Annotated in this window: 11 protein-coding genes; all 11 read left to right on the top strand. The window is 67.9% G+C overall.

The window, feature by feature from the left end; translation table 11 throughout:
- The first annotated feature begins 49 nt into the window (after window positions 1-49).
- Window positions 50-676 (top strand): 30S ribosomal protein S4, encoded by a 627-nt coding sequence (gene rpsD, locus ACFY5D_RS02515; RefSeq protein WP_387524581.1) that lies wholly within the window; start codon window positions 50-52, stop codon window positions 674-676.
- A 159-nt stretch (window positions 677-835) separates the two neighbouring features.
- Window positions 836-1,207 carry a DUF948 domain-containing protein gene (locus tag ACFY5D_RS02510; RefSeq protein WP_387524578.1) on the top strand — a complete coding sequence of 124 codons (372 nt, stop codon included), beginning with the start codon at window positions 836-838 and terminating at the stop codon, window positions 1,205-1,207.
- Window positions 1,208-1,380: 173 nt separating this feature from the next.
- Complete coding sequence (locus ACFY5D_RS02505) at window positions 1,381-1,614, top strand: hypothetical protein (RefSeq protein WP_387524575.1); 234 nt, start codon at window positions 1,381-1,383, stop codon at window positions 1,612-1,614.
- 95 nt (window positions 1,615-1,709) lie between these two features.
- Window positions 1,710-4,391 carry an alanine--tRNA ligase gene (alaS, locus tag ACFY5D_RS02500; RefSeq protein ID WP_387524573.1) on the top strand — a complete coding sequence of 894 codons (2,682 nt, stop codon included), beginning with the start codon at window positions 1,710-1,712 and terminating at the stop codon, window positions 4,389-4,391.
- Window positions 4,392-4,417: 26 nt separating this feature from the next.
- The gene (gene ruvX / locus ACFY5D_RS02495; protein WP_387524570.1) at window positions 4,418-4,906 is read left to right on the top strand and encodes a Holliday junction resolvase RuvX; all 489 of its coding nucleotides are present in this window, start codon (window positions 4,418-4,420) and stop codon (window positions 4,904-4,906) included.
- Between the two features lie 172 nt (window positions 4,907-5,078).
- Window positions 5,079-7,295 carry an endolytic transglycosylase MltG gene (gene mltG, locus ACFY5D_RS02490; protein WP_387524567.1) on the top strand — a complete coding sequence of 739 codons (2,217 nt, stop codon included), beginning with the start codon at window positions 5,079-5,081 and terminating at the stop codon, window positions 7,293-7,295.
- On the top strand, window positions 7,292-8,203 hold the full coding sequence (locus tag ACFY5D_RS02485) for a shikimate dehydrogenase family protein (protein ID WP_387524564.1): 912 nt from the start codon (window positions 7,292-7,294) through the stop codon (window positions 8,201-8,203). The genes mltG and ACFY5D_RS02485 overlap by 4 nt, the downstream gene beginning before the upstream one ends.
- Window positions 8,204-8,235: 32 nt before the next feature.
- Window positions 8,236-9,438: a chorismate synthase gene (gene aroC, locus ACFY5D_RS02480; RefSeq protein WP_387524562.1), complete on the top strand. Its 1,203-nt coding sequence runs from the start codon at window positions 8,236-8,238 to the stop codon at window positions 9,436-9,438.
- The gene (locus ACFY5D_RS02475) at window positions 9,435-10,019 is read left to right on the top strand and encodes a shikimate kinase (protein WP_387524559.1); all 585 of its coding nucleotides are present in this window, start codon (window positions 9,435-9,437) and stop codon (window positions 10,017-10,019) included. Before aroC ends, ACFY5D_RS02475 begins: the two co-directional genes overlap by 4 nt.
- Window positions 10,020-10,194: 175 nt before the next feature.
- Window positions 10,195-11,286: a 3-dehydroquinate synthase gene (gene aroB, locus ACFY5D_RS02470; protein WP_387524556.1), complete on the top strand. Its 1,092-nt coding sequence runs from the start codon at window positions 10,195-10,197 to the stop codon at window positions 11,284-11,286.
- Entirely contained in the window at window positions 11,283-11,867 is a 585-nt protein-coding gene (locus ACFY5D_RS02465) for a hypothetical protein (RefSeq protein WP_387524553.1), read from the top strand. Before aroB ends, ACFY5D_RS02465 begins: the two co-directional genes overlap by 4 nt.
- Window positions 11,868-12,072: the final 205 nt, after the last annotated feature.

Raw genomic sequence — 12,072 nt, 5'->3', positions numbered from 1 at the left:
CGATGGAGGCCAGCTAGATAAACAGTCGCTCTAAAAGAAAAGGACACTCGTGGCTAACAACACTCGTGCCCGCCGTAAGGTTCGCCTCTCGCGAGCCCTCGGCCTTGCTCTGACTCCTAAAGCTGAAAAGTACATGGAGCGTCGTCCCTACGGTCCGGGCCAGCACGGCCGCGCCCGCAAGAAGCAGGACAGCGACTACGCAGTACGCTTGCGCGAAAAGCAGCGTTTGCGCGCCCAGTACGGCATCCGCGAAGCACAGATGACCCGTGCCTTCGAAGAAGCCAAGCGCACCAAGGGCCAGACCGGTGAAAACCTGGTCGAACTGTTGGAAATGCGTCTGGACGCCCTGGTTCTGCGTGCAGGCTTCGCCCGCACCATCGCCCAGGCTCGTCAGCTGGTTGTGCACCGTCACATCCTGGTTAACGGCCAGCGCGTTGACCGTCCGTCGTTCCGCGTGTCCGAGGGTCAGCTGATCCACGTTCACGAGCGTAGCGAAAAGATGGGCCCGTTCCAGATCGCCGCTGCAGGCGCTCACCGCGACGTTCTTCCGGCCGTCCCGGCCTACCTGGACGTCAAGCTTGAAGCCCTTCAGGCCAAGCTTGTTCGCCGCCCGAAGCGCTCCGAGGTTCCTGTAACCTGCGAAGAGAACCTCGTGGTCGAATACTACGCACGCTAAATTCGACGGGCTCACGCCCATCCGAATGATGCAGTGCAACACGAAGCCCGCGGCCTTGGTCGCGGGCTTCGTGCTATCCGGCATGTTTCGGTTCTGTGCTACCGGCCGCCATTCGGTAAGGTGGAAAAGCACACGTCACCAACGGCAGGGGAAAAGCACATGACAGGGTCGGATATCGCCGGACTCATCGCAGCGGGGGTCTTTGCCGTGCTTGTGGCACTGTTGGCAGTTCCCATCTGGAAGCTCGGCAAGGTGTTCGACGAACTTCGTGCCGCAGTGCGTGAGGTGTCCGACGGCACCACGCCGTTGCTCACCGAGGTCACAACCACGGTTGCAACCACGAACGACCAGCTGCGCAAGGTCGAAGGCATCACCAACAACGTTTCGGATGCCTCCGCCAACATCAGCGCACTTTCCTCACTCATGGCGGCAACCGTCGGCAAGCCGTTGATCAAGGTCGCCGCGTTCTCCTCCGGTGTCAGGGCCGCCCTGGGGACCAAGCCCTCGGGCAAGGGACGCCGCAGCCGCTAGGGCAATTACCCGGGAACGCCGTTTCAGCCCAGACACCGATCCGGAAATCCACTGGATCGGGTGCGCTGGAAGCGGTTCCGGACAGAGTGCAAGAGAACACCGGGCTCCGGCCCGGCGGGGGACGGCAGGCACATCCAACAGCCTGGGTCCAACACGAAGAAGAGGAAGCGCAGATGAAGAAGCTTTTCTGGGTCGGCATCGGAATCGGTGTCGGCGTACTGGCCGCCCGCAAAATCGGCGAGGCCAAGTCGCTGGCGGGCCCCGACGGGCTCAACCGCACGATGGGCCGCATCAGCGATTCGCTGCACGAGGTCGCCGCGGCATTCCGCGATGGAATGAACGAACGCGAAACAGAATTACGCCAGGCCCTGGGCTTGGATGAAGCAACCGGCCACGGCCGCCACTAAACTTGTAAGCGGTGTTGTGCCCGGATCGGACCGATTCCAGCGAACACCACCGCACCAGACATACCCCGTAAGCACGAAGGGACCGAAGAGGAACAATGAAATCGCAGGAAATTGCACGCCGGTGGGTCGACTACTTTGAGTCGAAGGGCCACACCGCGGTTCCCAGCGCCTCGTTGGTCTCCTCCGACCCGTCGCTGTTGTTCACGGTCGCCGGCATGGTGCCGTTCATCCCGTACCTGACCGCACGCGAAGAGCCGCCGTACACGCGCGCCACCTCGGTCCAGAAGTGCATCCGCACCGGTGACATCGAAGAAGTCGGCAAGACCGTGCGCCACGGCACCTTCTTCCAGATGGCCGGCAACTTCTCCTTCGGCGACTACTTCAAGGAAGGCGCCATCTCCTACGCCTGGGAGCTGCTGACCACCCCCGTCGCGGATGGCGGCTTCGGCCTGCCCGCCGAGAAGCTGTGGATCACCGTCTACCACGAGGACACCGAGGCCCTGGAGATCTGGCGCGACAAGATCGGCGTCCCCGCCGACCGCATCCAGAAAATGGGCAAGGCGGACAACTACTGGTCCACCGGCCAGCCCGGCCCGGCCGGCCCCTGCTCGGAGATCTTCTACGACCGCGGCCCGGAGTACGGCATCGAGGGCGGCCCGGAGGCCGACGACACCCGGTACATCGAAATTTGGAACCTCGTGTTCATGCAGTACCAGCGCGGCGAGGGCACCGGCAAGGACAACTTCGAGATCCTGGGCGAACTGCCCAAGAAGAACATCGATACCGGCCTGGGCCTCGAGCGCCTCGCGATGATCCTGCAGGGCGTCGAGAACATGTACGAGACCGACCAGGTCCGTCCGGTGCTCGACAAGGCTGCCGAGCTCTCCGGCAAGGAATACACCTCCACCGAGGACCACAACGACCCGCACCACGCGGACGACGTGCGCATGCGCATGGTGGCCGACCACATCCGCTCCTCGCTGATGCTGATCTCCGACGGCGTGTCCCCGGGCAACGAGGGCCGCGGCTACGTGCTGCGCCGCCTGATCCGCCGCGCCATCCGCGCCATGCGCCTGATGGGCGTGGAAACCGCGGTCCTTCCGGAACTGCTGCCGGTCTCCCGCGACGCCATGAAGGGTGTCTACCCGATCGTCGAGACCGACTTCGAGCGCATCGCCCGCATCGCCTACGCCGAGGAACGCGCCTTCCTGCGCACCATCGCCTCCGGCACCACCCGCCTGGAAGAAGCCCTGCGCGTCTCCAAGTCCAAGGGCGAGTCGCTCTCCGGCGAGGACGCCTTCGCGCTGCACGACACCTACGGCTTCCCGATCGACCTCACCCTGGAGATCGCCGCCGAGGCCGGCCTGTCGGTCGACGAGACCCAGTTCCGCGCGTTGATGAGCGAACAGCGCACCCGTGCGCAGAAGGATGCGAAGGCCAAGAAGGCCGGCCACGCCGACCTGACGGTGTTCACCCAGCTGCACGAGCGCGGCGACGTCATCTTCACCGGCTACGAAGAGCTGACCAGCGAATCCACCGTGCGCGGCATCGTGCACAACGGCGCCCTGGTCGAGGTGGCCGAACAGGGCCAGCAGATCGAACTGGTGCTCAACGAGACCCCGTTCTACGCGGAGGCCGGCGGCCAGGCCGGCGACGTCGGACTCATCACCGGCGACGGCTTCGTGCTCGAGGTCCTCGACGTCCAGTCCCCGATCCGCGGACTCAATGTCCACCAGGCGATCGTGCGCGAGGGCGAACTGCCCGCCAACGCCACGGTGCTTGCAGAGGTAGATCGCGCCCGCCGCCTTTCCGGCGAGCAGGCGCACTCCGCTACCCACCTGGTCCACGCCGCGCTGCACGAGATCCTGGGCCCGGACGCGCTGCAGTCAGGCTCCTTCAACAAGGCCGGCTACCTGCGCTTCGACTTCTCCTGGTCGGAGGCGCTCTCCGCCGCGGCCCGCAACGAGATCGAAGAGGTCGTCAACCTCTCCATCCGCAACAACCATCAGGTGCTGACCAACGTCATGCCGCTGGCCGAGGCCCGCGCCGCTGGCGCCATGAGCCTCTTCGGCGAGAAGTACGGCAACACCGTCCGCATGGTGGAGATCAACGGCGCCTGGAGCCGCGAACTCTGCGGCGGCACCCACGTGGACGCCACCGCGCAGATCGGTTCGCTGACCCTGCTGGGCGAGGCATCCGTCGGTTCGGGCAACCGCCGCGTCGAGGCCCTGGTCGGCATGGAGGCATTCCGCCACGGTGCCGCCGAGCGCGCGCTCGTCTCCGAGCTCTCCTCGATGTTCCGCGTGCCGGCGGCGCAGCTCAACGAGCGCATCACCGACACCGTGGCAAAGCTGAGGAACGCGGAAAAGGAAATCGAGCGCCTGCGCACCGCGCAACTGGCCGCCCAGGCCGGTGCCTTGGTGGCCCAGGCCCGCGACATCAACGGCGTCCGCGTCCTGGCGCACGACGCCGGCGAGGTCTCCTCCGCCGACGGGTTGCGCACCCTGGCGCTGGACCTGCGCGACCGACTGGGCTCCGAGGCCTCGACCGTCGCGCTGACCGGCGCCTCCAACGGCCGCCCGCTGGTGCTGGTTGCCACCAACGAGGCCGCCCGCACCAAGGGCGTCAAGGCCGGCGCGCTGGTGCGCACCGCCGCGAAGATCCTCGGCGGAGGCGGCGGCGGCAAGGACGACCTCGCCCAGGGCGGCGGCCAGGACGTCACCAAGACGCCTGAGGCCATCGAGGCGATGATCCGTTCGATCCAGGACCTGTCATAACTTCGGCGGCAAACCCCGCACGCGGGGTGCTGCTCGGCGTCGACGTGGGCATGGCCCGCGTCGGCGTCGCAGCCAGCGACCCCGACGGCATGCTTGCGACGCCGGTGAAGACCCTGAAGCGCGACGCCAAGAAGAACAGCGACATTTCCGTGCTGGTGAAACTCGCCGCGGAACGCGAGGTCAGACAAATATTTGTCGGCCTGCCGCGTTCGCTCTCCGGCGGCGAGACCGCCTCGACGAGCATGGCGCGGGATTATGCCGACGAATTGGCTAATGCCCTGGCCCGCGCCTCCCTGAAGGTTGAGGTGCGCCTGGTCGATGAGCGCCTGACCACGGTCAGCGCGCACAGGTCGCTGCGCGAGGCAGGTTTGGACGGGCGAAAGCACCGTTCGGTGGTCGACCAGGTCGCCGCCGTGGAGATTCTCCAACAGGTGCTTGAAATGCGCCGACACGGCCAGTTCGCCCCCGGGCAGCTGGTTTTCCCCGCGGAATCCGGGTTCGGCAATGCATCCTGAGGACCATAATTCCGCTGTTGATCACGCGCGGCGCGCCCGTATCCGCGCCGGCGATGACCTGCATGACGTGTCACTTTTAGGTTACGATCAGGTCACATCTCAAAAAGCTGAACAGGTGGGCCTCCGTCGTCCCACGGCTACTACGTTGCCCGCGGGCAAGGGAGAACACCGCATGACTAACGAATCGTCCTTCGATTCCTCGCGCCACGAAAACGAGGTTTCGCCTCGTCGCGCCGCACGAGCCGCCCGCCAACGGGTGGAAGCCGGCGGGAACGATCCTGTTGCACCTGTCACCGAATCGGATTCCGCCTACACGGCCGGCTCGGCCGTTTCGGCAGCGGAGGCCCTTGCAGGCGATCCCGTAGCACCGACCGAGGCCCAGCTCGCCGCGGAACAGCAGCGCGCCCAGGCCGTTGCGGCCGCGCAGCGTGCCCGGACCGAAGGTGCCCTGCGCGCCCGCTCCGAAGCCATCGAGGCGCAGCGCGCCGCCGCGGAACGTGTGCGTGAAACGCTGCGTGCCAACGCCGCCGGACCCCGCCGGGCCCGCTCCGCCTCCGGGCGCAGCGCCGTGACCCCGGATTCGGCCCCTTACTTCACGCCATCGGCCGCCGCCCCCGCAGCCGATGCGGGTGCCCCCTTCGACCAGGACCACCGCGCAGTGCCGCCGGTTGCCCCGCCGACCGCCATGGTGGAAGCGCCGGCGGAAGCCCCTGCAGAACCCCTGCTCGCCGTGCCTCCCGCGCCGACCGCCGCGCCTCCCGCCGTGCCGACCACCGCTCCGGAGCCGGAACCGGCGGGCCAACGCTGGGACGCCCGCGAACACGCGGCCATGAGTTTCAACGACATCCTCTCGCACCCGGGCCATGCCGCCAACGGCCTCCCGAACCCCGGAAAGGCCGAACCGGTCCAGGCGCAAGACGTCACGACGGCTTTCGAGCAGGTCGTGGAACCGGTTGCCGAGGCCCCTGCCCCGGCGACGCAACTCCACGAGTTCCCGGTCTCGGAGTCAGATGGTCCCGACTGGCACGAAACCGAGCCCGCGGCAGACCCCGCGGACGTGGCCCACGGCATGGATGACGTGCATGCTGCGGCCCCCGAGGCCCGGGCCCACGACGAAACGCCGGCACCCGTCGCCTACGGGGCGGCCTACGAGGCAGTGCCCGGCCACGAATCGCTCGAGTACCACTACGAGGGGGACGAACACCTCCCCGAATCCCACGAACACGAACACCACGAATACCAGGACCACGAGCTTGCCGCGCAGGGCGGCGGGCGGGAAAGCCTGTTCCTCGGCGGTCCGACCGCGGCGGACCTTGCGCACCGCAAACGCCGTCGCCGCCGCCGCAACGCGGTGATGGCGGCCGTGCTGCTGGGCTTCTGCGCCGTGATTTTCGGCGTCGTGATCGTCCTGCAGGGCGTCATGGACAAGCTGAACCCCAAGGATTTCCCGGCACCGGGCGGGGCAACCGTCAGCTTCGAGGTCAAGTCCGGCTGGGGCCCCCAGCAGATCGGCCGCGCCCTTGTTGAGGACGACATCGTCGCCAGCGACAAGCTCTTCCTCGAGGCGATCCAGATGGTGGAAACGGAAAACCGTGTGATCCACCCCGGGAAGTACGATTTGCGCCTGCAGATGCCGGCCCTGGACGCCGCCACCATCCTCATCGGCGACGGCCCGGAAAAGGTCGGCTACGTGGCGATCAAGCAGAACACCCGCATGCCGGCGGTCCTGGAGGAGATCTCCAAGGCCACCGGACTGTCGCTGGCCTCGCTGGAGAACCTCGCCGGTGACCCCGCGGCCTTCGGCATCAAGGGCGACGTGAAGAGCCTCGAGGGCTTCCTGCACCCGGGCGAGTACCGGTTCCCGATCGATTCCGACGCCGAGGAAGTGCTGCAGCTGATGGTCGACGCCACCAAGAAGGCGCTGACGGACGAGGGCATCACCGATCCGGCCCAGCAGTACCGGGTGCTGACGATCGCCTCGATCCTGCAGGCGGAGGCCCGCCCGGACGACTACGCAACCGTCGCCGGTGCACTGGAGAACCGCCTGCACGCAAGCAACACCGAGACCAACGGGCTGCTGCAGGTCGACTCCACCGTCATCTACGGACTTGACCGCTACACCCTGCACTTCACCCAGGAGGAGAAGCAGGACGCGGGCAACAAGTACAACTCCTACGTCCACAAGGGCCTGCCGCCGACGCCGATCGGGTCCCCGGGCACCTCCGCCATCAAGGCCGCCGCGAACCCGAAGGCCAACGACTACTACTACTGGGTAACGGTCAACACCAACACCGGTGAGACCAAGTTCGCGAAGACCTACCGTGAGCACCAGGTCAACCAGAACGAGTTCCGCGTGTGGTGCGCGGCCAACACGGACGTCTGCAAGTGACCCGGGCAACCCCGGCACCCGGCGCACGCGCCGCGGTGCTGGGACACCCGATCGGGCATTCGCGGTCCCCGCTGCTGCACTCCACCGCCTACCGCGAGCTCGGCGTGCAGATCGACTACACGGCCATCGACATACTCCCGGAGCAGGCGGAGCAGATCGCCGCGCGGCTGCGCACCGAACCCGGCTGGGTCGGGGTGTCGGTCACCATGCCGATGAAGGACGCGCTGATCCCGTACGTCGACGAGCCCTCGGACCGGGTGCGGCGACTCGGGGCGCTGAACACCATAGTGGTGTCCCGGGACGCGAACGGCGTGCGGCTGCTTGCCGAAAACACCGACGTCGAGGGCATCGTCCGGTCGCTGGACCTCCCGGTGCCCGCTGGCGACGGCAAGGCCGTGGTGGCGATCCTCGGCAGCGGGAACACCGCGCTTGCCGCACTTGAGGCGTGCTCCCTGATGGGCGTCGGCCGCGTGGAGCTCTTGGTGCGCAACCCGGAGCGCGCCTCGGCGGCCGTGGAGCTGGCCCGGACCCTCGGGCTGGAGGCAACAGCACTTCCGTACCGGCAGGGCGGGCCGCGCCTGGGAACCTACGACGCGGTGATCTCCACGCTCCCGGCCCGCGCGGCGGATTCGTGGGTTGATGCCCTGGGCCTGGGTGAGGGGGAGACCCCCGGCCCGGATGCCGGTGTCATCAAGCCCGGCGCCGTGCTGCTGGACGTCGCCTACGATCCCTGGCCCTCCGTGCTGGCCAACGCGTGGGAAGCCGCCGGTGGTTTGGTCGTTTCCGGGCTGAGCATGCTGGTCCACCAGGGCGTGGAACAGGTCAGACTTTTTACAGGAATTCAAGATGCCGACTGGGGCCGCGTCACAAATGTGATGTGCGACGCAGTAGGCCTACCTCGGCCCTGATCGGGCATCGAGTACATGGCAGGATGGAACACATGTTGCGTTGGTTGACGGCGGGCGAATCACACGGCCCCGCATTGGTTGGAATTATCGAGGGACTGCCCGCGGGCATTGCCATCTCTTCACAGGACGTGCGCGATGCCCTGGCACGCCGCCGCCTCGGCTACGGCCGCGGCGCACGAATGAAGTTCGAGCAGGACGAGGTCTCCTTCATGGGCGGTGTGCGCCACGGGCTGACCCAGGGCGGACCCGTGGCCATCGAGGTGGGCAACACCGAATGGCCCAAGTGGGCCAAGGTCATGAACCCGGACGAGGTCGACCCCGAGGAACTGGCTTCGATGGCGCGCAACGCGCCATTGACCCGCCCGCGCCCCGGACACGCCGACTTCACCGGCATGCAGAAGTACGGTTTCGACGACGCCCGCCCGGTGCTGGAACGCGCCTCGGCGCGCGAGACCGCCGCCCGCGTGGCCCTCGGCTCCGTGGCCGCGAACTTCCTGGCCCAGCTGGGCGTGGAACTCGTTTCCCACACCGTGTCGGTCGGCACCGTGGCCACGCCGGAAGGCTCGGCCCTGCCGCGCGCCTCCGACGTCATGGCCCTCGATGCCGATCCGCTGCGCTGCTTCGACGCCGACACCTCCGCGGCCATGGTCGCCGAGGTCGACGCGGCCCACAAGGAGGGCGAGACCCTCGGCGGCATCGTCGAGGTCCTGGCCTACAACCTTCCCCCCGGACTGGGTTCCTACGTGCACTGGGACCGCCGCCTTGACGCGCGCCTGGCCGCGGCCCTCATGGGCATCCAGGCCATCAAGGGCGTCGAGGTCGGCGACGGCTTCCTCACCGCATCGCGCCGCGGTTCCGCCGCCCACGACGAGATCGTGCGCGGCGAGGACGGCGTGATCGACCGCTCCGGCAACAAGGCCGGCGGCATCGAGGGCGGCATGAGCATCGGGGACGTCCTGCGCGTCCGCGCGGCCATGAAGCCGATCGCCACCGTGCCGCGCGCCCTGCGCACCATCGACACCTCCACCGGCGAGGCCACCACCGCACACCACCAGCGTTCGGACGTCTGTGCCGTCCCGGCCGCCGGCGTTGTCGCCGAGGCCATGGTCGCACTCGTGCTGGCCCAGGCCATGCTGGAGAAGTTCGGCGGCGACTCGCTGACCGAGGTCAAGCGCAACCTGGAAACCTACCTGGACGCCATCCCCGAATCCCTGGGCTCGGTCCGCCGTCCATGACCCGCACGATCTTCCTGATCGGGCCGATGGCCAGCGGCAAGAGCGCCGTCGGTGCGGAGCTTGCCCGGCTGCTTGACACCAAGGCACTGGACACCGACGCGCTGGTGGTCCGCGACCACGGCCCGATCCCGGAGATCTTTGCAAGCCGCGGGGAGGCCGGATTCCGCGGCCTCGAAACCGAGGCGCTGCGCGGGGCGGCCCTGCTGTCCCGCGCGGCCGGACCGGCCCCGTTGGTGGTTGCCACCGGCGGGGGAGCGGTGCTGGCGCCGGAGAACCAGCGCATCCTGGCCGAGGGGTTCACCGTGTACCTGTACACGGACGCGGCCACGGTCGCGCACCGGATCGCCGAGGACACCACGCGCCCGCTGCTTGCCGGCGCGTCCACCGGCGACACGCAGGAAGGCGCCGAAGCGGATGCGGAAGCCCGCGCCGCCGAGGCGCTGGAATCCTGGTCGCGGATCTTTGCCGACAGGGCCGACACCTACGAGAAATGCGCCGACCTGCGCATCGACACGCGTACGCTACGCCCTGCCGAAATCGCGGAGGCAATCATCACCGCCTACCGTGATACCGGACACTGAAACACCATCTCGCGTGCAGAAACACGTACGCTTAATTTCGTTGGGCCGTGACATCACGGTTCGGTCCAACTGCTAAGAGTCGCCCCGTTTCGGACGACGCGTTATCACTCACGCACACACCTTCCCGCAGCACGCGGATCGGAGTGTGCGCTACGCAGCACTTGGAGGACCTACGATGAACCCCGCGCCCACGACGATCCACGTCACCGGATCGGCCCCGGCCGAGAACTACGACGTCATCGTCGGCAACGGCCTGCTCGGACGCCTGCCCGGCATCCTCGGCGAACGCGTCAAGCGCGTCATGGTCATCCACCCGCGCGCCCTGCGGAGCACCGGCGACACGGTCAAGGAAGACCTCGCGGCAGCCGGCTACGCGGCATTCTCCGCCGAGATCCCCGACGCCGAAGAGGGCAAGCACATCCAGGTTGCCGCCTTCTGCTGGCAGGTTCTCGGCCAGAACGACTTCACCCGCTCCGACGCGATCGTCGCCGTCGGCGGCGGCGCCGTCACCGACCTCGCGGGCTTCGTCGCCGCCACCTGGCTGCGCGGCGTGAAGGTGGTGCACATCCCCACCTCGCTCCTGGGCATGGTCGATGCCTCCGTGGGCGGCAAGACCGGCATCAACACCGCCGAGGGCAAGAACCTCGTCGGCGCCTTCCACCCACCGGCCGGCGTGCTGGTGGACCTCGACACCCTGGCCACGCTGCCGAAGAACGAGCTTGTCACCGGCATGGCCGAGGTCGTGAAGTGCGGCTTCATCGCCGACGAACGCATCCTGGAACTCATCGAGGAGGACCCGGCGGATGCCACCACGGCCGGATCGGCCCGCCTGCGCGAACTCATCGAGCGTTCCATCGCCGTGAAGGCGCGCGTCGTCTCCTCGGACCTGCGCGAAGCGGGGGAGCGCGAGTTCCTGAACTACGGACACACGCTGGGCCACGCCATCGAGCTGGCCGAACGCTACTCGATGCGCCACGGTGCCGCCGTGTCGATCGGCATGGCCTTCGCCGCCGAACTGGGCCGCACCGTCGGCAAGACCTCCGACGTCGTGGCCGACCGCCACGTGTCGATCCTCAAGTCGCTGGGCCTGCCCACCACCTACCGCGGGGACCGCTGGAGCTCGCTGCTCGACGGCATGCGCCGCGACAAGAAGACCCGCGGCGACCTGCTGCGCTTCGTGGTGCTCGACGAGATCGGGCACCCCCGCATCCTCGACGTGCCGGACACCTCGCTGCTCTTCGCCGCCTACCAGGAGATTGCCGAATGACCACCCAGGAAATGACGCACGAACTGACCCACACGCAGGAACTGCTGCGGGTGCCGGCCTCCGCCGCCGCGGCGTCCACCCACAACATCGAGTCCGGCATCCCGGGCGTGCGCTTCGACCCGCACTCGATGAGCCAGACGATCTCCGACGAGGCCCTGGCCGACGAGACCATGGCCCGCGGCAACGCCGCCGAGCAGGTTGTCGTGCTGCTGGCCCGCGGCCACGTCCGCGCGGCCAGCGAACTGGTCGCCGAAACCCGGTTCACCGAACCGCAGAACTTCACCATGCGCGTGCTGGACACCTCGCTGACCCGCGCCTCGGGGGATCCGCAGCGTGCGGCCAACCGCCTGCGCGCCCTGCTGACCGAGTTCAACGGCACCGCGCACGAATCCGTGCTGCAGCAGCACCTGGGCATGGCGTACGTGGAGAGCGGCGACCTGCGGGCCGCGGCCACGCGCTTCCGCAAGGCCCTTGACCTGCGCATCGCCGAGGGAGCCGACGAGCGGCTCGTCGAGTCCTCGCGCCGCTGCCTCGAGGCGCTCACCGCGCGGCTCGAAACCCCTGCCGCGCAGGCGGTCTAGCACCAACTTCGGCCCCGTTTGCCGCACGCATCGTGCGGCAAACGGGGCCCCACAGCACTTCTGCCGGCCCGCGGGTCTGGTAGATCACCAAGGAAAATTGAGCGTCGGTGCATATCCGTGCGCTAAACTGGATCTTGGATTTTTGACAACACGCCCGGGCGGCCGCATCTGCGGCCCCGCCCGCCGCGGCAAGTGATTGCCGGCG

Source organism: Paeniglutamicibacter sp. NPDC012692, assembly GCF_042901625.1.
Taxonomy (GTDB): domain Bacteria; phylum Actinomycetota; class Actinomycetes; order Actinomycetales; family Micrococcaceae; genus Paeniglutamicibacter.
This window is presented reverse-complemented; position numbering and strand designations above follow the sequence as displayed.

Bases quoted from the DNA above. Each gene is read 5' to 3' on its own strand.
- aroB (WP_387524556.1), top strand. From the start codon at position 10,195: ATGAACCCCGCGCCCACGACGATCCACGTCACCGGATCGGCCCCGGCC.
- ACFY5D_RS02475 (WP_387524559.1), top strand. From the start codon at position 9,435: ATGACCCGCACGATCTTCCTGATCGGGCCGATGGCCAGCGGCAAGAGC.
- ACFY5D_RS02465 (WP_387524553.1), top strand. From the start codon at position 11,283: ATGACCACCCAGGAAATGACGCACGAACTGACCCACACGCAGGAACTG.
- ACFY5D_RS02510 (WP_387524578.1), top strand. From the start codon at position 836: ATGACAGGGTCGGATATCGCCGGACTCATCGCAGCGGGGGTCTTTGCC.
- ACFY5D_RS02505 (WP_387524575.1), top strand. From the start codon at position 1,381: ATGAAGAAGCTTTTCTGGGTCGGCATCGGAATCGGTGTCGGCGTACTG.
- mltG (WP_387524567.1), top strand. From the start codon at position 5,079: ATGACTAACGAATCGTCCTTCGATTCCTCGCGCCACGAAAACGAGGTT.
- aroC (WP_387524562.1), top strand. From the start codon at position 8,236: ATGTTGCGTTGGTTGACGGCGGGCGAATCACACGGCCCCGCATTGGTT.
- alaS (WP_387524573.1), top strand. From the start codon at position 1,710: ATGAAATCGCAGGAAATTGCACGCCGGTGGGTCGACTACTTTGAGTCG.